The following is a 25,370-nucleotide window of genomic DNA, read 5'->3' on the forward strand; positions in this document are numbered from 1 at the left end:
ACCTGGACGCTAGGCGAGGACGCCCGCGATCGGTGCCTCGCGTGCGCGACGCAAGATCGTCGGACCGCCGAACTAGGCTCGTGCCGTGCTCTCCTGGCCCGCCCCGCTCCTGCCGACCCTGCCCGGGACCGGGCCCGTCCTCAAGGTCCACGACACCGCCCGCGGTGAGGTGGTGGCCACCAGCCCGGGCCCGACGGCCCGGATGTACGTCTGCGGCATCACGCCCTACGACGCCACCCACCTCGGCCACGCCGCCACCTACCTGGCGTTCGACCTGGTCAACCGGGTGTGGCGCGACGCCGGCCACGCCGTGCACTACGTCCAGAACGTCACCGACATCGACGACCCGCTGCTGGAGCGCGCCGACCGCGACGGCGAGGACTGGATCGTCCTCGCCATGCGCGAGACGGCGCTGTTCCGCGAGGACATGGCGGCGCTGCGCGTCCTGCCGCCCGAGGACTACGTCGGCGCGGTGGAGTCGATCCCGCGGATCGTCGCCCACATCGAGGACCTGCTGGCCGACGGGCTGGCCTACGTCCTCGACGACGGCACCGGCGACGTCTACCACGACGTCTCGCAGGCGCCCGGTTTCGGCTCGGAGTCCCGCTACGACGAGGCCACCATGCTGGGGTTCTTCGCCGAGCGCGGGGGAGACCCCGACCGCCCGGGCAAGCGCCAGCCGCTCGACCCGATGCTCTGGCGCGGCGAGCGGTCGGGCGAGCCGTCGTGGCCGGGGCCGCGGGGCACCGCCGGGCGGCCGGGCTGGCACATCGAGTGCGCCACGATCGCGCTGGACACCATCGGCATGGGCTTCGACGTCCAGGGCGGCGGCAGCGACCTGGTGTTCCCGCACCACGAGTACTCCGCGGTGCACGCCGAGGCCCTGACGGCGACCAAGCCCTTCGCACGCGCCTACGTGCACGCGGCCATGATCGGCCTGGACGGCGAGAAGATGAGCAAGAGCCGGGGCAACCTGGTGTTCGTCTCCAAGCTGCGCGGCGAGGGCGTCGACCCGATGGCGATCCGGCTCGCGCTGCTGTCGGGCCACTACCGCACCGACCGCGCCTGGACGGCGGACCTGTTGCGCACCGCCGAGGAACGCCTGGACACCTGGCGCCGGGCCGTAGCGCTGGACGCCGGCGCGCCCGCCGCGCCGCTGCTGGTCAGCCTGCGCGAGCGGCTCGCCGACGACCTCGACAGCCCCGGTGCGATCGCGCTGGTCGACGCCTGGGCGGCGGAGACGCTCGCGGGCGGTGCCGACCTCGAGGAGGAGTCGCCGCGCATCGTGTGCGACGCCGTCGACGCGCTGCTCGGCGTCGCGCTGGGCGACTGCGGATGACAGGGCCCTTCCGGTTCACCGACCGGGCCGCGCGGGAGGCCGCGGAGGAGGAGCTGGCCCCGGCGGCGACCCGTGCCGCCGCCAGCCGCGGCCGGGCCCGCCCCGAGGCGGAGGACCCGCTGCGCACCGCCTTCGAGCGCGACCGCGACCGGATCCTGCACGCCAAGGCCTTCCGGCGGCTCAAGCACAAGACGCAGGTCTTCCTCAACCCGGACGGCGACCACTTCGTCACCCGGCTCACCCACACGCTGCAGGTCACCCAGGTCGCGCGGTCGCTGGCCCGGGCGCTGGGCCTCAACGAGACGCTGGCCGAGGCGATCGCGCTGGCGCACGACGTCGGGCACTCGCCGTTCGGTCACCTCGGCGAGGACGCGCTGGAGCCCTACGTCGAGGGCGGCTGGCACCACGCAGCGCAGGGCGTGCGCATCGTCGAGGTCCTCGAGCACCTCAACCTGACGTGGGAGGTGCGCGACGGCGTCCGGTCGCACAGCTGGAAGATCGACCCTCCGCCGTCGACCCGCGAGGGTGAGTGCGTCCGCTACGCCGACCGCATCGGCTACCTGTCCCACGACGCGCTCGACGCCATCCGGGCCGGCGTGATCCGGCTCGACGACCTGCCCGCCCGCGCCCGCGAGGTGTTCGGCGAACCGGGCAGCGAGATGGTGGGCACGATGATCGACGCCGTCGTCGAGGGCTCGCTGGCGCCGGACGACCACGCCGGAGCCGTCGTCATGGCCCCGGGACCGCTGCAGGCCATGCACGAGCTCCGGGCGTTCATGTTCGAGCGCGTCTACGCCTCGGAGACCGCGGCGGGGAAGAAGCACGTCGCGATCGACGTGATCCGCCGGCTGGTCGACCACCACCTGGCCCATCCGGAGCTGATCCCCGCGTCCTACCGCGACACCGAGGCCGACGCGGTCACCCAGGTCGTGGACTACGTCTCCGGGATGACCGACCGCTTCGCCCTGGCCATGCACGACCGGCTGTTCGACGCCGACGCCACCTCGCGCATGACGCCGCTCCTCGGCGCCCCTCCGGGCCGCACCGCGGCCAGGTAGCGCCCCCGTCCCGCTGAGCCGCTGCGTCGCGCCTGCGCGGGACCGTCCGGGCCCCACTCGGCGCGACAGGGCGCTGCCCGTCTTCTTCCCGGCGCTCGGCGCTGGGCCTCGGCGACGAGGTGACCTCCACGGCCCGGCACGTCGGCATCCCGTGGCGCGGCCCCTTCCGGCGGCTGCGGCACGAGCACCTCTTCCAGCCCGTCGGCGACGGGACGACGACGCGGATGACCGACCGGGTCTCCTTCGACGCGCCGTTCGGCCCGGTGGGCGCGGTCGTCGGACGAGCGCTGCTGGCGCCCTAGCTGCGCCGCCTGCTCGGGCAGCGGGCGGCGTACGTCGGGCAGCTGGCGGAGACGGCTCAGCCGCCCGAGGCGCCGCGGCGGCGCAGGTAGCGCTCGAACTCCTTGGCGATCGTGTCGCCGTTGGCCTGCGACATGTCCAGCTCGGTGGCCCGCTCCTCGAGCGAGCGCACGTACTCGACGACCTCGTCGTCCTCGTTCGCCATCTCGTCGACGGTCTTCACCCAGTCGTCGGCCTGCTGCGGCAGGGCGCCCAGCGGGACGGCCAGCTCGAGGACCTCCTCGACCCGCTGCAGCAGCGCCACGGTCGCCCGGGGGGACGGCGGCTGGGAGACGTAGTGCGGCACAGCGGCCCAGAAGCTGATCGCCGGCAGCCCCGCCTGCACGCAGGCGTCCTGGAAGACGCCCAGGATCCCGGTGGGACCCTCGTAGCGGGACGTCTCCAGGCCGTACGCGCGGGCGGAGTCGGCGTCGTAGGCCGACCCGGTCACCGGCGTCGGGCGGGTGTGCGGCGTGTCGGCGAGCAGGGCGCCGAGCGCGACGACGATCGAGACGTCGAGCTCGCGCAGGATCGAGATCAGCTCGTCGCAGAAACCGCGCCAGCGCATGTTCGGCTCGATGCCGCGGATGAGGACGACGTCGCGCTCGCTGCCCGGCGGCCGGGCCACCGAGATGCGCGTGGTGGGCCACTCGATGCGGCGGCTCACCCCGCCCACGAGCGACACCGTCGGCCGGTTGACCTGGAAGTCGTAGTAGTCCTCGGGGTCGAGCGCGGCCAGCGGCTGGGCGTCCCAGATGAGCTCGAGGTGCTCGACCGCGCCCGTCGCGGCGTCCCCGGCGTCGTTCCAGCCCTCGAAGGCAACGACGACCAGAGGGTCGGTCAGCTGAGGCAGGTCGTCCGGGGTGGACTGAGGATCGATCACCTCTGCGAGCCTACGTCGATCCGCCGCTCCCGCCCGGTGTTCGACCCGTCCGCGTGATGTCTGCACCGCCGGACGCGCCAGGAATGAGAGGATGGCCGGTGACATCGGGAGCGCCCAAGCCTGGGTAAGCCCGCCGGGGTGCCGGAGCCTCGTAGCCCGCACACCCACAGCAGAGCGCCACTGGGGAATGCCTGTGTCCGAGTCACCCACCCTCCGTCCGGATGCCACCGCCGAGCTGACCAGCCTGCTCGAGGAGCGGATCCTCGTGCTCGACGGCGCGATGGGCACCGCCATCCAGCGCGACCGGCCCGACGAGGCCGGGTACCGCGGCGAGCGCTTCGCCGACTGGCCGACCGACGTGCAGGGCAACAACGACCTGCTCAGCATCACGGCCCCGGAGATCATCGCCGCCATCCACCGCGAGTACCTGGACGCCGGCGCCGACCTGATCGAGACCAACACCTTCAACGCCAACCGGATCTCGCTGTCCGACTACGGCATGGAGGAGCTCGCCTACGAGCTCAACGTGGCCTCCGCGCGCCTCGCCCGGGCCGAGTGCGACGCGCGGAGCACGCCGGACAAGCCGCGGTACGTCGTCGGGGCCATCGGCCCGACCAGCCGGACGGCGTCGATCTCGCCCGACGTGAACGACCCCGGCGCGCGCAACGTCGGCTTCGACGAGCTGGTGGCCGCCTACCTGGAGCAGGCGAACGGCCTGGTCGACGGCGGCTCGGACGTGCTCCTGGTCGAGACCATCTTCGACACGCTGAACGCCAAGGCGGCGATCTTCGCACTGGAGACGCTGTTCGAGGAGCGCGGCCGCCGCTGGCCGGTGATGATCTCCGGCACGATCACCGACGCGTCGGGTCGCACGCTGTCGGGGCAGACCACCGAGGCGTTCTGGCACTCGGTGCGGCACGCCCACCCGCTGCTCGTCGGGCTCAACTGCGCGCTCGGTGCCAAGGAGATGCGGCCCTACCTGGCCGAGCTGTCCCGCGTCGCCGACACGTTCGTCTCCTGCTACCCGAACGCCGGCCTGCCCAACGCCTTCGGGGAGTACGACGAGTCCCCGGAGGAGACCGCCGGCATCCTGGCCGAGTTCGCCGGCAGCGGCTTCGTCAACCTGGTCGGCGGCTGCTGCGGCACCACCCCGGCCCACATCGCACGCATCGCCGAGGTGGTCGAGGGCGGCAAGCCCCGCGTGCCCGTCCAGGCGGCGCCGGCGCTGCGGCTCTCCGGCCTCGAGCCGGTGACGGTCACCGAGGACAGCCTGTTCGTCAACATCGGCGAGCGCACGAACATCACCGGCTCCGCGCGCTTCCGCAACCTCATCAAGGCCGGTGACTACCCGGCGGCCCTGGCGGTGGCGCGCCAGCAGGTGGAGGCCGGTGCGCAGGTCATCGACGTCAACATGGATGAGGGGATGATCGACGGCGTCGCAGCGATGGACCGCTTCACCAAGCTGATCGCGAGCGAGCCCGACATCTCCCGCGTGCCCACGATGGTCGACTCCTCCAAGTGGGAGGTCATGGAGGCCGGCCTCAAGAACATCCAGGGCAAGGCGATCGTCAACTCCATCTCCCTGAAGAACGGCGAGGAGGAGTTCGTCCACCACGCCCGGCTGTGCCGGAAGTACGGCGCGGCGGTCGTCGTCATGGCCTTCGACGAGAACGGGCAGGGCGACAACCTCGAGCGCCGCACCCAGATCTGCCGGCGGGCCTACGAGATCCTCGTGGACCAGGTCGGCTTCCCGACCGAGGACATCATCTTCGACCCGAACATCTTCGCCGTCGCCACGGGGATCGAGGAGCACGCCAACTACGGGCTGGACTTCATCGAGGCCACCCGCTGGATCAAGCAGAACCTGCCCGGGGCGCTGGTCTCCGGGGGCGTCTCGAACGTCTCCTTCTCCTTCCGCGGCAACAACCCGGTGCGCGAGGCCATCCACTCGGTCTTCCTCTACCACGCGATCGCGGCCGGGCTGGACATGGCGATCGTCAACGCCGGCCAGCTCGAGGTGTACAGCGAGGTGCCCGAGCTGCTCCGCGAGCGGATCGAGGACGTGATCCTCAACCGCCGTCCCGACAGCACCGAGCGCCTCCTGGAGATCGCGGGTGACTACGCCGGCGACGGCTCGGTCAAGGAGGTGGCCACCGAGGAGTGGCGCACCCTGCCGGTGGACGAGCGGATCACCCACGCGCTGGTGAAGGGCATCGACGCCTTCGTCGAGGACGACACCGAGGAGCTGCGCGCGCTCATCAGCGAGCGGGGCGGCCGGCCCATCGAGGTCATCGAGGGCCCGCTGATGGACGGCATGAACGTGGTCGGCGACCTGTTCGGGGCCGGGAAGATGTTCCTGCCGCAGGTCGTGAAGTCCGCGCGGGTCATGAAGAAGGCCGTGGCCTACCTGATCCCGTTCATCGAGGCGGAGAAGAAGCCCGGCGACGCCGAGCGCACCAACGGCAAGGTCGTCATGGCGACGGCGAAGGGCGACGTCCACGACATCGGCAAGAACATCGTCGGCGTCGTGCTGCAGTGCAACAACTACGACGTCGTCGACCTCGGCGTGATGGTGCCGCCGCAGAAGATCCTGGACACGGCCAAGCAGGAGGGGGCCGACATCATCGGCCTGTCCGGGCTGATCACGCCGTCGCTGGACGAGATGGTCACCCTCGCCACCGAGATGGAGCGGCAGGGCTTCGAGGTCCCGCTGCTCATCGGCGGCGCCACCACCTCGCGTGCGCACACCGCGGTGAAGATCGCGCAGAAGTACCACGGGCCGGTCGTCTGGGTGAAGGACGCTTCGCGGTCGGTGCCGGTGGTCGCCGCCCTGCTCTCGGACGAGCAGCGACCCAAGCTGCTGGCGGAGACGGCGGCCGAGTACGAGGCCCTGCGCGAGCGCCACGCCGCGCGCCAGGACACGCGGACGATGCTGCCGATCGCCGCCGCCCGGAAGGCTGCCCCCGACCTCGACTGGAGCGGTTACACGCCGCCGCGTCCCCGCATGCTGCTGCAGCAGGCGATGGACGTGTGCGCCGGCCCGGCCTGCGACCACCAGCAGCACGTGGCCACGCACTTCGTCCGGACCTTCCGCGACTACCCGCTGGAGGAGCTGCGCGGCTACATCGACTGGCAGCCCTTCTTCAGCGCCTGGGAGATGCGCGGCAGGTTCCCGGACATCCTGCACAACCCGGCCACCGGGGAGGCGGCGCGGCGGCTCTACGAGGACGCGCAGGCGATGCTCGACCGCATCGTCGACGAGAAGTGGCTGACGGCGAACGGCGTGCTGGGGCTGTTCCCGGCCAACCAGGTCGACGGCGACGACATCGAGGTCTACACCGACGAGTCCCGCGGCGAGGTGCTGACGACGCTGCACCAGCTGCGGCAGCAGACCGAGGGCCGCGACGGCGCACCCCGGAAGTCGCTGGCGGACTTCGTGGCGCCCAAGGCGACCGGTCTGCGCGACTACGTCGGGGCCTTCGCGGTGACGGCGGGGCTGGGCTCGATGGAGCGCGTCATGGCGTTCAAGAAGGACAACGACGACTACAGCGCGATCATGCTGGAGGCGCTGGCCGACCGGCTGGCCGAGGCGTTCGCCGAGCGGCTGCACGAGCGGGTCCGCAAGGAGTTCTGGGGCTACGCGCCGGACGAGACCCACGACAACGACGCGCTGATCGCCGAGAGGTACCGCGGCATCCGCCCCGCGCCGGGCTACCCGGCCTGCCCGGAGCACACGGAGAAGCTGACGATCTGGTCGCTGCTCGACGTGGAGGCCAACGCCGGCATCGAGCTCACCGAGAACATGGCGATGTGGCCCGGAGCCGCCGTCAGCGGGCTGTACTTCTCGCACCCGCAGTCGCGGTACTTCGTCCTCGGCCGGGTCGGGCGCGACCAGGTGGAGGACTACGCGCGCCGCAAGGGGTGGACCGTCGCGGAGGCGGAGAAGTGGCTCTCGCCCAACCTGGGGTACCGCACCGAGGACGAGTGACGCGCCACCCTCCGCCGTCTCACACGATGGCGTCCATGCCGTTCCAGCCGAAGCCGACGCGCACCCGCGGCAGCCAGCCGCCGGTGCCGTTGCCGGGGTAGAGCCAGAGCTCCCCGGTCGACGTCTCGCGGGCGAGGAGGTCGGCGGTGCCGTCGCCGGTGAAGTCGCCGGGTGCGACGAGGGCGTTCATGACGTTCCAGCCGGAGCCGACGCGCACCCGCGGCAGCCAGCCGCCGGTGCCGTTGCCGGGGTAGAGCCACAGGTCTCCGCTGGACGTCTCGCGGGCGAGGAGGTCGGCGGTGCCGTCGCCGGTGAAGTCGCCGGGTGCGACGAGGGCGTTCATGACGTTCCAGCCGGAGCCGACGCGCACCCGCGGCAGCCAGCCGCCGGTGCCGTTGCCGGGGTAGAGCCAGAGCTCCCCGGTGGAGCCTTCCCTGGCCAGGAGGTCGACGCGCTGGTTCCCGTCGAAGTCGCCCGGCCCCACCAGGGCGTTCATGCCGTTCCAGCCGACGCCGACGCGCGCCGGAGCCAGCCAGCCGCCGGTGCCGTCGCCGGGGTAGAGCCACAGCTCCCCGGTCGAGGTCCAGCGGGCCAGGACGTCGACGGTGCCGTTGCCGTCGAAGTCGCCCACGGTGTCCAGCGCGTCGATCGTCTGCCAGCCGTTGCCCACCTGACGCGGAGCTCGCCACGTCACGCCCGGCGCCGTCGGGTCTCGGCCGTAGAGCCAGAGAGCGCCCGTCGCGCGGTCCCGGGCCAGCACGTCCCCGCCCCCGTCGCCGTCGAAGTCGCTGGTCTCCGGCGCCACGGACGGCGGCATCGGCAGCGGTGTGAACGCGTACGTGCCGCAGGTGAGGTCGTAGTCGCGGACGTCGTCGTACCACTGCGAGACGTACACCCGGCCCCCGGAGAAGCTCGGCTGCGTGCAGCGGTCCTGCGCCTCCGTCGGGTAGTCGAGCCGCCCCGCCGTCGCCCACACGGGGACGCCGGGCAGCCACCACGAGCCGGTGATCGACGTCCAGGCGTTCGTGTAGGAGTAGAGCCCGAACGGGATGCCGCCGTCACGCAGCCCGCGCATCACGCCCTCGAGCACGAGCCGGTTCTCCCGCTCCAGCGCCCGTGTCCCCGTCGGCCAGGGCTGGGCGCTCCGGGGCTCCACGTCGATCCACACCACCGGGGGCGCGAAGGACGTGCTCGTCAGGCTCGCCCGCGCCGCCACGGCCTCGGCGTAGCCGACGTTCGCCAGGCGACCGGCCCTGGTGGTGGCGGACCACGGTCCCTGGGTGCCGTAGGTGTCGAGCTGCTGCGCCGTCGGGAACGCGGCGATCGTGTACGCGTGCGCCGGCTTGGCGTTGGCCCGGACCCAGTCCACCTGGCTCTGCAGGCACGGGTTCACCGTGAAGGGGAGGCCCCGGGTCAGGCCGACGATGACGAACTGGGTGTCGGCCGGCGGCAGGGGGAGCCCGCCACCACCCGACGTCGGGCACTGCGGCCAGGAGATGTCGTGCCCGTACATCGTCGCCGCCCCTGCCGGGGTCGCTGCCCACGGCCCGCCCGCGCTCACCAGCAGGGCGAGCGCGAGGACGGCGAGGACCCGCCGGGTGGAGCGGCCGACGATGCCCTGCGAAGCGGCCATGGGAGCCTCCACGGTGCGGACGGCGCGGGTGCCCGGCGGGTTCCAGCTCAGGGTCCGGCCACCCGCTCCACGGGGGGAGGGCCAGAGGTCACCGGGCGCATCCTCCGAGGACCCTCATAGCGGGCGGCGTGTCAAGTGGGCAAGCATCACGTCACGCGCCACGACGTTTCGTAGTACTTTCGTAATCTGTCCGACGGGCCCCGCTCCTCGAACATGAGGACCCCGATGGACACCGCCGAACTGTGCGCGGCCGTGTGCCGTGGCAGACCGGGGACCCATGGTTCCTCTGGGGTGAATCCTGCGCGCATGCGCAGGTAGGGCAACTTCCGGCCCGAACCCGTCAGCTAACTCGGTAGGCGGCTGAGGAAGAACGGAGAGCCGCCCCCTGTGGCGCCCCTGAACACGTACACCGCACAGCCCGTCGACTCCGCCGAGGCGGGCAGCGACACCGCACAGTCCCCCCGGCCGGCCGCCAGGCACCGCAGGGTCCGGCTCCGCTCCGCGCCGAGCTCCCGCGTCGCCTACGCCCTGGGCGTCGCCACCGTCTGCACGCTGGCGCTGGTGAACCTGCTGTCGGGCGAGGAGGCCGCCAACGCGACGGCGGACTCGCCGTCGGTCGCCGTCGCCGCCGCCCTCGGCATCGACGGCTCGGGCATCGACGAGCCCGCCATGGAGGAGCCCCAGCTGCTCGACCAGCTGGCCGCCAGCCGGTCCGAGCGCGACGCCGAGCAGGCGGCCGCTGCCGCCGCGCAGGCCCAGGCCGAGGAGGCCGCCGCCGCGGCCAAGGCCGAGGCCGAGCGCAAGGCCGCCGAGGAGGCCGCTGCCGCAGCTGCCGCCGCCGAGGCCGCCGCTGCGCAGGCAGCTGCCGCCGCAGCCGCCCCCGCCGCTCCGGCCGCGTCCGTGGCCGCCAGCGTGATCGCGAAGATCAGCAACAGCGCCGGACCCATCAAGGCCGTGGCGCAGAACGCCGCGAACGCGGTCGTCTCCAACGTGCCCGGCGCGGCCGGCATCACCATCGGTGGCACCCGCGCCAGCGCGGCCGACCCCGGTGGGCACCCGTCCGGCCTGGCGCTGGACTACATGTGCAACCCGTCGCTCGGGGACGCGATCGTGGCCTATCACGTCGCGCATTGGGACGAGTTGGGCGTGGAGTACATCATCTGGCAGCAGCGCATGCTGTCCTCGCCCGGCGGCTCGTGGAAGGGCATGGAGGACCGCGGCAGCGCGACGGCCAACCACTACGACCACGTGCACGTGAACTACCGCGGATGACCCAGCCCGTGGGTCACCTGCGAGCGGTGCTCTTCGACATGGACGGCACGCTCGTGGAGACCGAGCAGTACTGGGGCCAGGCGATGTTCGAGCTGGCCGCCCGGCTCGGTGGCCGGATGTCCGAGGTCGCGCGGGCGTCGACGGTCGGCTCGACCATGCGCCGGTCGATGACGATCCTGCACGCCGACCTCGGGCTGGTCCGGTCCGAGGAGCAGCTGCTCGCCGACGCCCGCTGGGTCGAGGACCGGACGGCGCAGCTGATGGCGGCCGGCGTGACGTGGTGCCCCGGCGCCCGTGAGCTGGTCACCGGGGTGCGCGCGGCCGGCCTGCGGACGGCGCTGGTGACGACGACGCCGCGCCGCATCGCCGACATCGTGCTGGCGGCGATCCGGGCCGACCTCGGGGACGACCCGTTCGACGTGACCGTCTGCGGGGACGAGGTGCCGGCGCGCAAGCCCGATCCGGCGCCGTACCTGCAGGCGATGGAGGGGCTGGGCGTCGAACCGGGGGAGTGCGTGGTGATCGAGGACTCGGAGTCGGGTGTGGCCGCGGGTCTGGCCGCCGGGGCGGCCGTCCTCGGCGTGCCGGCGCTGCAGGCGCTCGCGCCGGCGCCCGGCCTCGTCCTCCGTGCGGGGCTCGTCGGCGTCGGGGTGGCGGAGCTGGCCGACGTGCTCGAGCGGGAGCTGGCGGACCGCCCGACCGTCAGCTGATCGCGTCGGCCGCCGGGGTCACCCGCTGCCCGCGCGAGACGACGAGCGACACGGCCCGCAGGGCCGCGACGTCGGTGCGCGGGTCGCCCTCCACGGCCAGGAGGTCCGCCTCCAGCCCGACCGCCAGCCGGCCCGTCCGGTCGCCGATGCCGCAGGCGCGGGCCGCGACGCTGGTCGCGGCGGCGAGCGCCTCGGCGACCGGGATGCCGGATCTCACCAGCTCGGCCACGGACTCCGCGACGATCCCGTGCGGCTTGGCCGGGCTGATCCCGGCGTCCACACCGGCGATCAGGGTCACCCCGGCCGCGTGCAGGCCCGCGAGCTGCGGATAGCGGTCCTCCCAAGTCATGTGGGCGCGCTCGAGGGCTGCCCGGATGTGCGGGGGGACGGCGGTCTCGACCCGGGCGAACGTCGGGGAGACGACGATCCCGGCTGCCGCGATCGCCTCGGCGAGCCCCGGGGGCAGGCGGAGGCCGTCGGCGGTCATGCAGGTGCAGTGCTCGATCGAGTCCACCTCCGCGGCGACGCAGAGCTCGACCGCCGCCAGCGGGTGCGCGTGCGCGGCCACCGGCAGCCCGGCGGCGTGCGCCTCGTCGACGACCGCCCGGAGCTCGCGCAGGGTGAACTGGCAGGCCAGCACGTCGGTCGTGCGGGTCATCAGGCCACCGCTGGTCATGATCTTCACGACGTCCACGCCGTGCGCCACCCGCTCGCGCACCGCGCGGCGCAGGCCCGCCTCGCCGGTCGCCCCGCCGCCCATGGCCGCGCAGTGGCCGTCCGGTGTGGTGATCGGTGGTCCCGCCGCGACGACGGTGGGTCCGAGCCGGCGGCCGCGGTGCCGGTCGGCCACCGCCCAGTGCGCGTCGCCGAGATCGCGGACGGCGGTGACGCCTCCCGCGAGGGATGCGGCCATCGATGCCCCGACGATCCCGTCGAGGTCGTCGTCGGTCAGTTCCGGGAGCTGGTCGAGCGCGCGGGGTCCGGCGTCACCGCACAGGTGGACGTGGGCGTCGATCAGGCCGGGGAGGAGCGTGGCACCGGGTAGCCCGGTGACCGGGCAGCCGTCCGGGACCGCCGACGACGCGGCCTCCAGGCCGACGATGCGGCTGCCCTCCACCAGCACCAGGGCGCCGTCGGGGAGGAATCGCTCGCCGTCGAAGGCGCTCCGTGCCCGGTACCCGTGCACGTCGGATCAGGCTAGTGACCGGCCCGGCGGCCGTGACCGGTCTCGTGCGCGGCTGCTCCTCAGTCGCGCTCGACGATCGGGAGGGTCTGCCAGCCGGCCGCCGCGGCCGCCTCCGTCGGGAACGGCGGGGGAGTGCCGCCGAACGCCGGGCAGACGGCCTGGTGGTCGCACCAGCCGCACAGCCGCGTCTTGTTGGGGCGGAAGTCGCCGGTCGCGACCGCCCGCTCGATGGCCGCCCAGATGGCGAGCAGCGTGCGCTCGAAGCGCACCAGCTCCGCCTCGTCCGGGGCGTAGGTGAGCGTGTCGCCGTCGCCGAGGTAGATGAGCTTCAGCTGCGCGGCGACGACGCCCCGCGTGCGCCAGAGCACCAGCGCGTAGAACTTCATCTGGAACAACGCCTTGGCCTCGAAGGCCTCGCGCGGCATGGAGCCCGTCTTGTAGTCGACCACCCGGATCGCCCCGCTGGGCGCCACGTCGACCCGGTCGACGAACCCGCGCAGCAGCAGCCCGTCGGGCAACGTCACCTCGACCAGCTGCTCGCGCCCGTCGGGCTCGATGCGGGTGGGGTCCTCCAGCGCGAAGTACTTCTCGACGAGCTTCCCGGCCGAGGCCAGCCACGCCTCCACCGACTCGGGTGCGTTCGCGTCGGTCTCGGCGCCGTCGTCCTGGACCACCTCGAACAGGTCGGCGATGCCCGGCTCGTCGCGCAGCTCCGCCCAGGCCGGCTCGATGAGCTCCTGCGCGGCCGCCACCGTGCGGCCCGCCGCGGGGAGGTCGTAGAGCTTCTCCAGCACCGAGTGGACGAGGGTGCCCCGCACCGCGGCGAGGCTCTTGCGCTCCGGCAGCCGGTCGATGGTGCGGAAGCGGTAGAGCAGCGGGCAGGTCTTGAAGTCGGCCGCGCGGCTCGGGGACAGGGACGGGCGGCGCGGGGCCTGCGCCTCGTCGGGCTGGACCCCGGTGCTCACGTCCGTCTCGACCATCGCCGTCATGCACCCGAGGCTAGGTCGCCCCTCCGACAGTTCCGAGTGCCCGCGCCGCACTGGGGACACGGGTCACACCGACCCCGTCCGTACCCTGAGCGCCCGTGGAGATCGAGCAGCGACCCGACGTCCAGGCCACCGAGCAGCGGGAGCCGGTGCCCGGGGCGTTCGTCGCCGGGGACCGGGTGCAGCTCACCGACCCGAAGGGCCGGCACCACACCGTCGTCCTCGAGCCGGGCAAGGAGTTCCACACCCACCGCGGTGCGATCCGCCACGACGACCTGATCGGGGCTCCCGAGGGCTCGGTCGTCCACTCGACGGCCAACACCGGGTACCTGGCGCTGCGGCCGCTCCTGGCCGACTTCGTGCTGTCCATGCCACGCGGCGCGCAGGTCATCTACCCGAAGGACGCCGCGCAGATCGTCGGCTTCGGGGACGTCGGCCCCGGGATGCGGGTGCTCGAGGCGGGGGCCGGTTCCGGCGCGCTGAGCTGCTCGCTGCTGAGGGCCGTCGGCTCGTCCGGATCGCTGACCAGCTACGAGCGGCGGGAGGACTTCGCCGACGTCGCGCGGGGCAACGTGCAGGCCTTCTTCGGCGAGGTGCCGGCCAACTGGTCGCTGCGGCTGGGCGACCTGGCCGACCACCCGGCCGAGGAGGTCGTCGACCGCGTCGTCCTGGACATGCTCGAGCCCTGGGCGGTGCTGCCCACGGTCGCGGCCGCCCTCCGGCCGGGCGGCGTCCTGGTCGGCTACGTGGCGACGACGACGCAGCTGTCCACCTACGTCGAGGCGCTGCGGGCGCAGGGCGTGTGGACCGAGCCGCACGCCTGGGAGTCGCTGCTGCGCCCGTGGCACGCCGTGGGGCTCGCCGTCCGGCCGGAGCACCGGATGGTCGCGCACACCGCCTTCCTGGTCACCTGCCGCCGGCTCGCCGAGGGCGCCGTGGCGCCGATCCGCCAGCGGCGCGCCCAGAAGTTCTGACCGCGGCTGGGGCGTGTGTGACGAGCCGGTCACAGCTACCCGCGAGCCCACGGCGAACTGTCGGAGCGCGTGTATAGATTTGCGTCTCGACTCCCTCGATGAGTGTGGAGGTGCGCGATGAGTCTGGGTCCCGACGAGATCCGCGCGCGGCGTGAACGAGACGTCGCGGCACTGCTCAGCCAGATCTCCTACCTCGAGGAAGAGATCGGCCTCCTCCGGCGGAAGGTGGCCGACAGCCCCCGGCAGGTGCGCCAGCTCGAGGAGCGGATCGCCGAGGCCGAGGGGCGTGCGGCGTTCCTCTCCGAGCGCAACGACAAGCTGGCCGGCACCCTCCGCGACGCCCGCGAGCAGCTCGTCACGCTCAAGGAGGAGGTCGACCGGCTGGGCCAGCCGCCGTCGGGCTACGGCGTCTTCCTGACCCGGTTCGAGGACGGCACGGTCGACGTGTTCACCGGCGGCCGCAAGCTGCGGGTCTCGGTGTCGCCGAACGTCGAGGTCGAGGGCCTGCGGACCGGCCAGGAGGTCATGCTCAACGAGGCGATGAACGTCGTGGAGGCGCGCGACTTCGAGCGTGCCGGCGACGTCGTCATGCTGAAGGAGCTGCTGGAGCCCGTCGACGGCGTGACGCCGCGGGCTCTGGTCATCGGGCACACCGACGAGGAGCGGGTGGTCTACCTCGCCGACTCGCTGACCGGTCAGCCGCTGCGCGTCGGCGACTCGCTGCTGCTGGAGTCGCGCTCGGGCTACGTCTACGAGCGGATCCCGAAGAGCGAGGTCGAGGAGCTCGTCCTCGAAGAGGTCCCCGACATCGACTACTCCGACATCGGTGGTCTCTCCCGGCAGATCGAGCAGATCCGCGACGCCGTCGAGCTGCCGTTCCTGCACGCGGACCTGTTCCGCGAGTACGAGCTGCGCCCGCCGAAGGGCATCCTGCTGTACGGCCCGCCCGGCTGCGGCAAGACGCTGATCGCGAAGGCGGTCGCCAACTCGCTGGCGAAGAAGGTCGCTGCCGCGAAGGGGAACGGCGACGCCAACCAGGGGAAGTCCTACTTCCTCAACATCAAGGGCCCGGAGCTGCTCAACAAGTACGTCGGCGAGACCGAGCGGCACATCCGGCTGGTCTTCCAGCGGGCGCGGGAAAAAGCCAGCGAGGGCACGCCGGTCATCGTGTTCTTCGACGAGATGGACTCGATCTTCCGCACGCGTGGCTCGGGGGTGTCGTCGGACGTCGAGTCGACGATCGTGCCGCAGCTGCTGAGCGAGATCGACGGCGTCGAGGGCCTGGAGAACGTCATCGTCATCGGCGCCTCCAACCGCGAGGACATGATCGACCCGGCGATCCTGCGGCCCGGCCGGCTGGACGTGAAGATCAAGATCGAGCGTCCGGACGCGGAGGCAGCGCGCGACATCTTCAGCAAGTACCTGACGACGTCGCTGCCGATCAACCCCGACGACCTGGCCGAGCACGGGGGCAGCCGCGAGGCGACGATCGCCGGGATGATCCAGCGCACCGTCGAGCGGATGTACACCGAGAGCGAGGAGAACCGCTTCCTCGAGGTCACCTACGCCAACGGTGACAAGGAGGTCCTGTACTTCAAGGACTTCAACTCCGGCGCCATGCTGCAGAACATCGTCGACCGCGCCAAGAAGATGGCGATCAAGGAGCACCTGGAGACCGGGACGTCGGGTCTGCGGGTCAGCCACCTGACGGCGGCGTGCCTCGACGAGTTCAAGGAGAACGAGGACCTGCCCAACACGACCAACCCCGACGACTGGGCGCGGATCTCGGGCAAGAAGGGCGAGCGGATCGTCTACATCCGCACGCTCATCAGCGGCAAGGGCAACGAGTCCGGTCGCGCCATCGACACGGCGACCAACACCGGTCAGTACCTCTGATCCCGACGCCTCGACGGCTCGGTCGCTGCGGCGGCCGGGCCGTCGTCCTGTCAGTGGTGCGCGGCGGGTGAGCGACATCCGGCTCCACCTCGTCCCGACCGATCCGCAGTGGACGGCCGGCGCGCTGCGCGTGCGCCGCGCCTTGCGGGCGCTGCGTGCCCTCGTTCCCGACGCGGAGGACGTGCGGGCCGAGCGCCACGCCGAGGTGGTCTTCGTCGACGCCGGTGGGAACACCGAGCGGATCGAGTGCCCCGGCTGCGGCGACACGCTTCCCGAGGACTGGTGGGCCGAACGCATGTCGTCGGCGTCGGAGCAGGCCTTCCGCGACCTCGCCGTCCGGACGCCTTGCTGCGGCACGGTGACCTCGCTGAACGACCTGCGGTACGTCTGGCCGGCGGGGTTCGCGCGGCTGGCGCTGACCGCGCATTGGCCGGCCCGCGACTGGCTCTCCGCCGACGAGCGCGATCGGGTCGCCGTGGCGCTGGGGCACCCGGTGCGGGAGATCCGCAGCCGGGTCTGAGCCGACCGTCGTCGTCCGGGAGCCGCGGGCCGTCCGGTCGGGGCGCGGCCTAGGGTTGGCGCATGAGCGTGCGGCGGGTCATGGGCACCGAGGTCGAGTACGGCATCTCGGTGCCGGGGCAGCCGACGGCGAACCCGACGACGCTGTCCAGCCAGGTGGTGAACGCCTGGGCCGTGGCGGAGGCACCGACGCCGCGTCGTCCCCGGTGGGACTTCGAAGAGGAGTCGCCGCTGCGCGACGCGCGCGGCTTCGACCTGTCGCCGGCGCAGGCGCTGGACCACAACGACCTCGACGAGGACACCGGGATGGCCAACGTCATCCTGACCAACGGGGCGCGGCTGTACGTCGACCACGCGCACCCGGAGTACTCGACGCCGGAGGTCACCAACCCGCGCGACGTCGTCCTGTGGGACAAGGCGGGGGAGCAGGTGATGGCGGAGGCCTCGCGCCGGGCCGCGCGCATCCCCGGCCAGCCGACGATCCAGCTCTACAAGAACAACACCGACGGCAAGGGCGCCTCGTACGGGGCGCACGAGAACTACCTGATGGACCGGAAGACGCCGTTCATCGACATCATCCGGGGCCTGGTGCCGTTCTTCGTGACGCGGCAGGTGTTCGCCGGCGCCGGCAAGGTCGGCATCGGGACGGAGGGCCGGACGCAGGGCTTCCAGCTGTCGCAGCGGGCCGACTTCTTCGAGGTCGAGGTCGGCCTCGAGACGACGTTGAAGCGCCCGATCATCAACACCCGCGACGAGCCGCACGCCGATGCCGACAAGTACCGCCGGCTGCACGTGATCATCGGCGACGCGAACCTCGCCGAGCTCTCCACGTACCTCAAGGTCGGGACGACGTCGCTGGTGCTGGCGATGATCGAGGCACGGGCGCTGCCGCGGGACCTCGCCATCGAGGAGCCGGTCGAGGCGCTGCAGGCGATCAGCCACGACCCGACGCTCACCCACCTGGTGCGGCTGCGCGACGGGCGGCGCATGACCGCGATCGACGTCCAGCGGGTCTACCTGGAGCAGGCGGAGAAGTTCGTCGCGACGCAGGGGGAGTCCGACGAGCAGACCGGGGACGTGCTGCGGCGGTGGGCCGAGGTGCTCGACGACCTGGCAGTCGACCCCATGCGCTGCGCCGACCGCCTGGACTGGCCGGCCAAGCTGCGGTTGCTGGAGGGGTACCGCAACCGCGACGGGCTCTCGTGGGGCGACTCGCGGCTGCAGCTGGTCGACCTGCAGTACTCCGACATCCGGCCCGAGAAGGGCCTCTACAACCGCCTCGTGGCCCGCGGCTCGATGCAGCGCCTGCTGACCGACGACGAGGTCTCCCGGGCGATGGTGCACCCGCCGGGGGACACCCGTGCCTTTTTCCGGGGCGAGTGCCTGCGGCGCTACCCGTCCCAGGTCGCGGCGGCGTCCTGGGACTCGGTGGTCTTCGACCTGGGCCGGGAGAACCTGGTCCGCATCCCGACGATGGAGCCGCTGCGGGGGACCCGCGAGCACGTGGGCGCCCTCTTCGAGGCGTCGGCGACGGCGCAGGAGCTCGTGGACACCATCACCGGATCGTGAGCCGCCGCTCGTCCGCTCGTCGGACGACGTCCCGGTCCACGTGCGTTCTCAGTTGCCGTCGTCGCCGGTGGGGCCCACGCCCTGGATGCTGCGGGCCAGGTCCCAGCGCTGAGCGGTGTCCCGCAGCCAGTCGGCCCACTGCTCGACGTCCTCGCCGTACTCACCGTCGACTGCATCCTCGACGATCTGCCGGACGTCGGCACGCGCCTCCTCCGGTTCCTGTCCGATGACCTGCTGGATGTCCTGCCGCAGCTCCTGCGGGAGGGAGGCGAGCAGGCCGCCCATCCGCTGGCTCCAGCGCTGGACCTCGTCGCCGTAGTCCCCGTCCGTGGCGGCGTCGATGATCTCCTGCAGGCGTTCGGTCCGCTCGCTCGCCGGCGTCTGCTGCAGGCTCTCCAGGTCCTCCCGGAGGTCGTCGGGGAGCCAGTCACCGGGGCTGACCCGGGGCAGGTCGCCGAAGACGTCGCCGGCCGACTCCTGGGCCTCGTCGGCCTGTTGCTGCGCCTCCTCGAGAGCTTGCTCGGCCTGCTGTCGCGCGTCTTCAACAGCCGCCTCGGCCTCGTCCACGGCCTCCTGGGCTTCTTCCCGGGCCTCGCCGGTGGCCTCCTCCGCCTGCTCCTGCGCCTCCTCCAGCGCGGCTTCGGCCTCCTCGACCGCCTCCTCGGCCTCCTCCTGGACCGCCTCGGCGGCCTGCTCGATCTGGTCCGACGGGGCGGCCGACGCTGCGGGCCCGACGAACACCGCCGCTGCCGTCAGGGCCGCCGCTCCCGCGCCGGCCAGGGCATGTCGTCGTCCTCGCGATCGCATCGTCACGGTGTGGTCTCCCTCATCTGTGGCTCTCAGCTGGTGCGACCGTCGGCCCCAACCGGGCTCCGCGGCCGGGAGCCGTCGCCGTGGTGCGCGGCTCCTCTTCGTCGTGTTCCCCCGGGGGACGCCTGCCACGACTGCAAGGCCGTGACAGAGCGATGACGGTCCCGAGACAGCCGCCGGCGGGTCTGCTCGTCCGGCCCCCCTCGCCTGCGGTCGCCCGGAGGAGGGAAGTGGTGCCGGACCTGGCCCGGCGCGGCCCGGCTGTCGGTTGTGGCGAGTACGTTTTCCTGGAGCACTGGGCTCGAGCACAACGTGGAGGCGGCCATGGCCACGAGGGACACCGGCGGACAGCAGAAGGCGACCCGTTCGCGCGAGGAGACCGACGAGGTCGAGGCGTCGGTCGACACCGAGGTCGCCGAACGCCACAAGGAGATGACCGAGGACGTCGACTCCCTGCTGGACGAGATCGACGAGGTGCTCGAGGAGAACAGTGAGGAGTTCGTGCGCCAGTACGTACAGAAGGGAGGCGAGTGATCGCTCTGCGTCACCGACTTTGTGACCGTGAAACGCTGTCCCTCATGCGGGGTGGACAAGCCGCCTGCTGAGTTCGGTCGCAATCGATCACTCGGAGACGGTCTCTCCTTCTACTGCCGATCCTGCAACCGGGCCAAGAGCAATGCGCATTACCGCAAGCGCAGGAACGCGATGGGAAAGACGGTCAGGGACCACTCGTGGGTCCCGGACGGGTTCCGGTGGCGCCCCGCGTGCGAGCAGGAGGTTGCCCACCAGAACTTCGACAAGAGCAGCCGCACCGCGTCGGGCCTGACCGGCTGGTGCAAGTCGTGCAAGAGCATCGCAAGCAGCAACGCCTACTACTTCCGGAAGTACAAGCTCACCCATCGGGAATTGAGCGCCTTGCGCGCGGCGCAGCAGGACCGTTGCGGCATCTGTGGTGCGTCCGAGCCCGAGCGCCTCGATCACGATCACGTGACGGGCAAGGTCCGGGCATTCCTCTGCCAGCGGTGCAACCAGGGCCTGGGCCTGTTCCGCGACGAGCCCTACCTCCTCCAGGTGGCCGCCCTACATGTCCAGGGACATCGGGAGAACCAAGCGATCGAAGCTGTCGCCGAGGCGGCGCGCGCTGCGGAGGACGGGGCCAGCCGGCCCGGGGAGCCGCCGGTAGGGTCGCAACGACGCCCAGGAGCCAGCGGCACCAGCACGCGGAGCACCGGGCGGAGCAGCGGTTCACGCCGGCGCACGCAGGCGGGAGAGGCGGATGGGTGAGCGAGCAGTCGATCGGCCGGAGCGGGTTCCCGCCCGCGTACCTGGACCGGGTGGGCTCCTCGTTCACCGACTTCCTGTCGGCCGCCGCGCCTGACCTCCTGCCCGGCCGGCGCCCCGTCCCGACCATGCCCGTCGGTGACCTCGCCCCGCACGGCACGACGATCGTGGCCGTCACCTACGAGGGCGGCGTCCTCATGGGCGGCGACCGGCGCGCCACCATGGGCAACCTGATCTCCAGCCGCGACATCGAGAAGGTCTACCCGGCCGACTCCTACAGCGTCATCGGCATCGCCGGCGCCGCCGGCATCGCCATCGAGATGGTGAAGCTCTACCAGGTCGAGCTCGAGCACTACGAGAAGATCGAGGGCCTCACGATGTCCCTCGACGGCAAGGCCAACCGCCTCGCCCAGATGATCCGCGGCAACCTCGGCGCCGCCATGCAGGGCCTGGCCGTCGTCCCGCTGTTCGCCGGCTTCGACCTCGACGCCGGCCCGGGCACCACGCCCGGCCGCATCTTCAGCTACGACGTCACCGGCGGGAACTACGAGGAGCGCGGCTACGCCGCCGTCGGGTCCGGCTCCCTGTTCGCCAAGAACAGCCTCAAGAAGACCTGGCGCAGCGGCCTGCCCGCCGACGAGGCCACCCGCACCATCGTCGAGGCCCTCTACGACGCCGCCGACGACGACTCGGCCACCGGTGGCCCCGACCCCGTCCGCCGGCTGTACCCGATCGTCTACCGGGTGGACGACGAGGGCGCCGTCCGCCTCACCGACGCCGAGGTGGCCGCCGTCGCCGACACGATCGTCACCGAACGCGCCGAGGCCGACCGCCGCAACATGGACCGGGAGGCCTGAGCCATGACCATGCCGTACTACGCCTCTCCCGAACAGCTCATGCGGGACCGCTCGGAGTACGCCCGCAAGGGCATCTCCCGCGGCCGCAGCGTCGCCGTCCTCACGTATGCCGACGGGGTCCTCTTCATCGCCGAGAACCCCAGCTCGACCCTGCACAAGGTGGGCGAGCTCTACGACCGCATCGGCTTCGCGGCCGTCGGCCGCTACAGCGAGTTCGAGAGCCTGCGCGTCGCGGGCGTGCGCCTGGCCGACGTGCGCGGCTACTCCTACAACCGGCGCGACGTCACCGGCCGGGTCATCGCGAACGCCTACGCCCAGACCCTCGGCGAGATCTTCACCCAGCAGACCAAGCCGTTCGAGGTCGAGCTCTGCGTCGCCGAGGTCGGGGACCGTCCGGAGGCCGACCAGCTCTACCGCCTCACCTTCGACGGTTCGATCGTCGACGAGCCGGACTTCGTGGTCATGGGCGGTCAGGCCGAGGCCGTGACGGGCAACCTGCGCGAGCACTTCCACTCCGGCATGGGCCTGTCCGACGCCCTGGACGTCGGCGTGCGCGCCCTGTCCGCGGTCAGCCCCGTCACCGCGGGCGCCACCAACGGCGGGCCCACCCGCCTCACCGGTGCCCAGCTCGAGGTCGCGGTGCTCGACCGGCGCCGCCCCAAGCGCGCCTTCCGCCGGGTCACCGGCTCCGCCCTCCGCCGGCTGCTCGGCGAGGAGGCCACGCCCGACGCCGTCCAGGACGCCCCGGCGACCGCTGCCCACGCGCCCAGCGTCTCCGAGCCGGGCACGCCCGCCGGCCTGGGCGATCCGGCCAACCCCGACACCGCGGGCGGAGCCGAGCACACCCCGCAGGACTGACATGCCGAACTACCGCGTCAACGAGGACGCCCTGGAGCAGGCCCGGAAGCTCATCGACGCCGGGAAGGTCGACGTCGACACCGAGTGGTCCGACGCCGCCCCCAGCGCCGACGACGGCAACGCCGAGATCGAGGCGCACGGCTACGAGGGCTACGGGCGGTGGCACCTCGCCGTCGACCCGGATGCGTCCGAGGAGACGAAGGGCCGGTACAAGTTCCCGTACGGCGACTTCTCGACGGTCAACCGCGCCGCGCTGATCCACGGCAAGCAGCGCGCCGCGCAGAACGACCACGACGCCATCGAGAAGGCGTTCAGCGAGCTCCTGGACCGGCTGGACGGCGAGTGAGCCGGCGAACGTTCACCTGGTCGTGACCCGTCCTGTGGCACGGGACACGCGCTCTGTCGCCCGGGCGGCCTAGTCTCGGATCGTGGACCGACGGATCTTCGGCATCGAGACCGAGTACGGCGTCACGTGCACCTTCAAGGGCCAGCGCCGGCTGTCCCCGGACGAGGTCGCCCGCTATCTCTTCCGGCGCGTGGTCTCCTGGGGCCGCAGCTCCAACGTGTTCCTGCGCAACGGCTCCCGGCTCTACCTCGACGTCGGCAGCCACCCCGAGTACGCCACTGCCGAGTGCGACGACCTCACCGAGCTCGTCGTCCACGACAAGGCGGGGGAGCGGATCCTCGAAGGCCTGCTGGTCGACGCCGAGCAGCGCCTCGCCGAGGAAGGCGTCACCGGCGACATCTACCTGTTCAAGAACAACACCGACTCCGCCGGCAACAGCTACGGCTGCCACGAGAACTACCTCGTCGGTCGGCACGGCGAGTTCAGCAGGCTCGCCGACGTCCTCATCCCATTCCTCGTCAGCCGGCAGATCGTCGTCGGCGCCGGCAAGGTGCTGCAGACGCCGCGGGGCGCCATCTACTGCGTCAGCCAGCGCGCCGAGCACATCTGGGAGGGCGTCTCCAGCGCCACGACGCGCTCCCGGCCGATCATCAACACCCGCGACGAGCCGCACGCCGACGCCGAACGCTACCGGCGGCTGCACGTCATCGTCGGCGACTCCAACATGAGCGAGACGACGACGCTGCTGAAGGTCACGATGACCGACCTCGTGCTGCGGATGATCGAGGCCGGCACCCCGATCAAGGACATGACGCTGGAAAACCCGATCCGGGCCATCCGCGAGATCAGCCACGACATGACCGGCCGCCGCAAGGTCCGCCTCGCCAACGGCAAGGAGATGTCGGCGCTGGAGATCCAGTCCGAGTACCACTCCCGGGCCATGGAGTTCGTCGACCGCGAGGGCTGCAGCGCCGAGCACCGGCAGATGCTGGAGCTGTGGGGCCGGGTCCTCAAGGCCGTCGACACCGAGGACCTGTCGCTGATCGACCGGGAGGTCGACTGGGCGATCAAGTTCAGCCTGCTCGAGCGGTACCGGGCCAAGCGCGACCTGCCGCTGAGCCACCCGCGGATCGCCCAGATGGACCTCGCCTACCACGACATCAGCCGCCGGCGCGGCCTCTACTACCTGCTGGAGCGGGCCGGCCAGGTCGAGCGGGTCGCCCACGAGCCGCGCATCTTCGAGGCCAAGAACGTGCCGCCGCAGACCACCCGCGCGAAGCTCCGCGGCGAGTTCATCCGCAAGGCCCAGGAGAAGCGCCGCGACTTCACCGTCGACTGGGTGCACCTCAAGCTCAACGACCAGGCGCAGCGCACCGTGCTGTGCAAGGACCCGTTCAAGGCCGTCGACGACCGCGTGGACAAGCTCATCGCGAGCATGTGAGCGGTCAGGGCGCCTCGACCGCGGAGATCCGGTACTTCCGGACGTCGGCGGAGAGGAGTTCCGGCACCTGCGGCTGCGGCGCGTCGGGACCGCCCGAGGAGCGGAAGCGCAGCAGGTCCTCGTCGGACTCCCAGCGCTCGTAGACGGTGATGCGCTCGGCGTCGAGCGGGTCGGCCGCCTGCGTGAAGTCCAGGCAGCCCGGAGCAGCTCGCGCCAGCCGGGCGACGTCGACGACCGCCGCCAGGTAGCGGCCGCGATCGGCGGCGGCGACCCGCAGCCACCCGGCCACGATGATCACGGGGCGGGCTCGGCCTCGGGGACCGGCACCCGCAGCGCGGCGAAGCGCCCCGCCGCCGCGGCCGCCAGGAAGTACGCCCGCTCCTCCGGGTAGCCGCGGCCCATCGTGCGCAGCGGCACGGGGGAGAGGACCAAGGCGTCGTCCAGGCCGTCGGTGTCCACCCAGACCACCGGGTTCCGCTCGGGCTGGCCGGCCAGGTCCTCGTCGACCTGCCCGCCGAGCTCGGAGGACAGCCCGCGCGGTGCGACCAGCGTGACCCCGCCCAGCGCCACCCGGCCGAAGGCCGTCAGCGAGTGGTGGGAGACCCCGCGGTGGCGGATGCGCGGGTCGGCGTCGGAGATCCGCAGCGCGCCGATCGCCTCGCCGCCCAGCACCGTCACCGCGTTGCACGCCTCACCGGCGGCCACCCCGGAGAAGCCCCACGGCGTCCCGGTGCCGAGGTTGCCCGGCCCCTGGGTGACGATCGCCAGGTCGGCGCCCAGCACGTGGCGGGCGGCCAGCAGCCCGGTGTGCACCGTGACCGCCTCCAGGTCGCCGCCGAACGCCTGCCCCACGGTGATCACCCCCGCCAGCGACGACGCCAGGGTGTCCAGAGTCCGCGAGAACGCCGCGGGCAGCGCCCCGCCGTCGGTCATGACGTAGGCGACCTTGAGGTCCGGGTCGGTCGCCAGCATCCCGATCAGGATCGCCGGCAGCGCGGAGTGCAGGTCGGCCACCACCACGGGCAGGCCGTCGAGCGAATCGGCCTCGGCCAGGAGCGCGTGGTGCTCGGTCTCCTGTTCGTCGACGCCGGTGACGGTCGCCTGCAGCGGCGTGTACCGCGCCTTCACCAGGTGCCCCGGCCCCTCCGGATCCGGCGGCAGGCGGTCGGGGACCGCCACCACCATGGCGACGCCGCCCGTGCCCAGGCCCTGCGCCAGCGCGGTCGTGTTGAGCAGCACGTCGTCCCCGACCTGGGGGATGCCCACCAGCGACGGGTAGGCCAGCGCGGGCAGCTGGCCCTCCTCGGGCACCTCGACGGTGAGCTGGAGGCTGTCGCGGCCCCGCCGGCCGGTCGCCGTCACCCGGCCGCGCCGCCAGCGGATGCGCATGGGCGGGGGAGGGGACGAGGAGAAGGGCATGCAGGC

General features: G+C 72.3%; 23 protein-coding genes and 1 riboswitch. Of the genes, 16 read left to right on the forward strand and 7 right to left on the reverse strand.

The genetic code is table 11. The features are described 5' to 3' along the window. The first annotated feature begins 85 nt into the window (after nt 1-85). From mshC to DCS98_RS12920, 3 genes are all read left to right on the forward strand, one after another. Nucleotides 86-1,339 carry a cysteine--1-D-myo-inosityl 2-amino-2-deoxy-alpha-D-glucopyranoside ligase gene (gene mshC, locus DCS98_RS12910; RefSeq protein ID WP_116451768.1) on the forward strand — a complete coding sequence of 418 codons (1,254 nt, stop codon included), beginning with the start codon at nt 86-88 and terminating at the stop codon, nt 1,337-1,339. Further along, nucleotides 1,336-2,397, forward strand: a complete 1,062-nt coding sequence (locus DCS98_RS12915; RefSeq protein WP_116451769.1) for an HD domain-containing protein — start codon at nt 1,336-1,338, stop codon at nt 2,395-2,397. The genes mshC and DCS98_RS12915 overlap by 4 nt, the downstream gene beginning before the upstream one ends. A 119-nt stretch (nt 2,398-2,516) precedes the next feature. Next, complete coding sequence (locus DCS98_RS12920) at nt 2,517-2,699, forward strand: SRPBCC family protein (protein WP_116451770.1); 183 nt, start codon at nt 2,517-2,519, stop codon at nt 2,697-2,699. Between the two features lie 56 nt (nt 2,700-2,755). Here DCS98_RS12920 and DCS98_RS12925 read toward each other — a convergent pair whose 3' ends face one another. Continuing rightward, nucleotides 2,756-3,619 (reverse strand): PAC2 family protein, encoded by an 864-nt coding sequence (locus DCS98_RS12925; RefSeq protein ID WP_116451771.1) that lies wholly within the window; start codon nt 3,617-3,619, stop codon nt 2,756-2,758. 187 nt (nt 3,620-3,806) lie between these two features. Between DCS98_RS12925 and metH the strand changes: the two genes are divergently transcribed. Then, on the forward strand, nt 3,807-7,607 hold the full coding sequence (gene metH / locus DCS98_RS12930; RefSeq protein ID WP_116451772.1) for a methionine synthase: 3,801 nt from the start codon (nt 3,807-3,809) through the stop codon (nt 7,605-7,607). Between the two features lie 19 nt (nt 7,608-7,626). Here the strand turns inward: metH and DCS98_RS12935 are convergent, their stop codons facing one another. Continuing rightward, the gene (locus DCS98_RS12935; RefSeq protein WP_116451773.1) at nt 7,627-9,240 is read right to left on the reverse strand and encodes an FG-GAP-like repeat-containing protein; all 1,614 of its coding nucleotides are present in this window, start codon (nt 9,238-9,240) and stop codon (nt 7,627-7,629) included. A gap of 223 nt (nt 9,241-9,463) precedes the next feature. Further along, nucleotides 9,464-9,614: riboswitch (cyclic di-AMP (ydaO/yuaA leader) on the forward strand. 13 nt (nt 9,615-9,627) lie between these two features. Between DCS98_RS12935 and DCS98_RS12940 the strand changes: the two genes are divergently transcribed. Next, nucleotides 9,628-10,512, forward strand: coding sequence for a VldE C-terminal domain-containing protein (locus tag DCS98_RS12940; protein ID WP_241037843.1), 885 nt, complete (start codon nt 9,628-9,630; stop codon nt 10,510-10,512). Beyond that, nucleotides 10,509-11,222, forward strand: a complete 714-nt coding sequence (locus DCS98_RS12945) for an HAD family hydrolase (protein ID WP_116451774.1) — start codon at nt 10,509-10,511, stop codon at nt 11,220-11,222. Before DCS98_RS12940 ends, DCS98_RS12945 begins: the two co-directional genes overlap by 4 nt. On the opposite strand, the gene DCS98_RS12950 is transcribed toward DCS98_RS12945, so the two are convergent. Both DCS98_RS12950 and DCS98_RS12955 read right to left on the reverse strand, forming a co-directional pair. Continuing rightward, nucleotides 11,215-12,408, reverse strand: coding sequence for an amidohydrolase family protein (locus DCS98_RS12950; protein ID WP_116451775.1), 1,194 nt, complete (start codon nt 12,406-12,408; stop codon nt 11,215-11,217). The genes DCS98_RS12945 and DCS98_RS12950 overlap by 8 nt on opposite strands. Nucleotides 12,409-12,467: 59 nt before the next feature. Continuing rightward, the gene (locus tag DCS98_RS12955) at nt 12,468-13,397 is read right to left on the reverse strand and encodes a RecB family exonuclease (RefSeq protein ID WP_241037852.1); all 930 of its coding nucleotides are present in this window, start codon (nt 13,395-13,397) and stop codon (nt 12,468-12,470) included. 95 nt (nt 13,398-13,492) lie between these two features. On the opposite strand from DCS98_RS12955, the gene DCS98_RS12960 reads away from it, so the two are divergent. The 4 genes from DCS98_RS12960 (at nt 13,493) to dop (ending at nt 18,352) form a co-directional block, all read left to right on the forward strand. Next, nucleotides 13,493-14,368 carry a tRNA (adenine-N1)-methyltransferase gene (locus tag DCS98_RS12960; RefSeq protein WP_277394611.1) on the forward strand — a complete coding sequence of 292 codons (876 nt, stop codon included), beginning with the start codon at nt 13,493-13,495 and terminating at the stop codon, nt 14,366-14,368. Nucleotides 14,369-14,485: 117 nt separating this feature from the next. Then, nucleotides 14,486-16,264, forward strand: coding sequence for a proteasome ATPase (arc, locus tag DCS98_RS12965; RefSeq protein WP_116451777.1), 1,779 nt, complete (start codon nt 14,486-14,488; stop codon nt 16,262-16,264). Between the two features lie 67 nt (nt 16,265-16,331). Then, complete coding sequence (locus DCS98_RS12970) at nt 16,332-16,784, forward strand: hypothetical protein (protein ID WP_116451778.1); 453 nt, start codon at nt 16,332-16,334, stop codon at nt 16,782-16,784. 62 nt (nt 16,785-16,846) lie between these two features. Then, nucleotides 16,847-18,352, forward strand: a complete 1,506-nt coding sequence (gene dop, locus DCS98_RS12975; RefSeq protein WP_116451779.1) for a depupylase/deamidase Dop — start codon at nt 16,847-16,849, stop codon at nt 18,350-18,352. Nucleotides 18,353-18,400: 48 nt separating this feature from the next. On the opposite strand, the gene DCS98_RS12980 is transcribed toward dop, so the two are convergent. Beyond that, nucleotides 18,401-19,165 (reverse strand): ATP synthase subunit B family protein, encoded by a 765-nt coding sequence (locus DCS98_RS12980; RefSeq protein ID WP_164704549.1) that lies wholly within the window; start codon nt 19,163-19,165, stop codon nt 18,401-18,403. Between the two features lie 321 nt (nt 19,166-19,486). Between DCS98_RS12980 and DCS98_RS12985 the strand changes: the two genes are divergently transcribed. From DCS98_RS12985 to pafA, 6 genes are all read left to right on the forward strand, one after another. Continuing rightward, nucleotides 19,487-19,696: a ubiquitin-like protein Pup gene (locus tag DCS98_RS12985; RefSeq protein ID WP_116451917.1), complete on the forward strand. Its 210-nt coding sequence runs from the start codon at nt 19,487-19,489 to the stop codon at nt 19,694-19,696. 51 nt (nt 19,697-19,747) lie between these two features. Further along, nucleotides 19,748-20,446: an endonuclease domain-containing protein gene (locus DCS98_RS12990; protein WP_164704550.1), complete on the forward strand. Its 699-nt coding sequence runs from the start codon at nt 19,748-19,750 to the stop codon at nt 20,444-20,446. After that, entirely contained in the window at nt 20,443-21,300 is an 858-nt protein-coding gene (gene prcB / locus DCS98_RS12995; RefSeq protein WP_206340244.1) for a proteasome subunit beta, read from the forward strand. The genes DCS98_RS12990 and prcB overlap by 4 nt, the downstream gene beginning before the upstream one ends. Nucleotides 21,301-21,303: 3 nt before the next feature. Beyond that, entirely contained in the window at nt 21,304-22,158 is an 855-nt protein-coding gene (gene prcA, locus DCS98_RS13000; protein ID WP_116451782.1) for a proteasome subunit alpha, read from the forward strand. 1 nt (nt 22,159) lies between these two features. Further along, nucleotides 22,160-22,504, forward strand: a complete 345-nt coding sequence (locus tag DCS98_RS13005; RefSeq protein ID WP_116451783.1) for a hypothetical protein — start codon at nt 22,160-22,162, stop codon at nt 22,502-22,504. 82 nt (nt 22,505-22,586) lie between these two features. Next, nucleotides 22,587-23,945 (forward strand): Pup--protein ligase, encoded by a 1,359-nt coding sequence (pafA, locus tag DCS98_RS13010; protein ID WP_116451784.1) that lies wholly within the window; start codon nt 22,587-22,589, stop codon nt 23,943-23,945. Nucleotides 23,946-23,949: 4 nt separating this feature from the next. Here pafA and DCS98_RS13015 read toward each other — a convergent pair whose 3' ends face one another. Both DCS98_RS13015 and DCS98_RS13020 read right to left on the reverse strand, forming a co-directional pair. Further along, the gene (locus DCS98_RS13015) at nt 23,950-24,243 is read right to left on the reverse strand and encodes a putative quinol monooxygenase (RefSeq protein WP_116451785.1); all 294 of its coding nucleotides are present in this window, start codon (nt 24,241-24,243) and stop codon (nt 23,950-23,952) included. Continuing rightward, entirely contained in the window at nt 24,240-25,364 is a 1,125-nt protein-coding gene (locus tag DCS98_RS13020; protein ID WP_116451786.1) for a DUF3866 family protein, read from the reverse strand. The genes DCS98_RS13015 and DCS98_RS13020 overlap by 4 nt, the downstream gene beginning before the upstream one ends. Nucleotides 25,365-25,370 lie beyond the last annotated feature (6 nt).

Source organism: Blastococcus litoris (assembly GCF_003075095.1).
Lineage (GTDB): Bacteria > Actinomycetota > Actinomycetes > Mycobacteriales > Geodermatophilaceae > Blastococcus_B > Blastococcus_B litoris.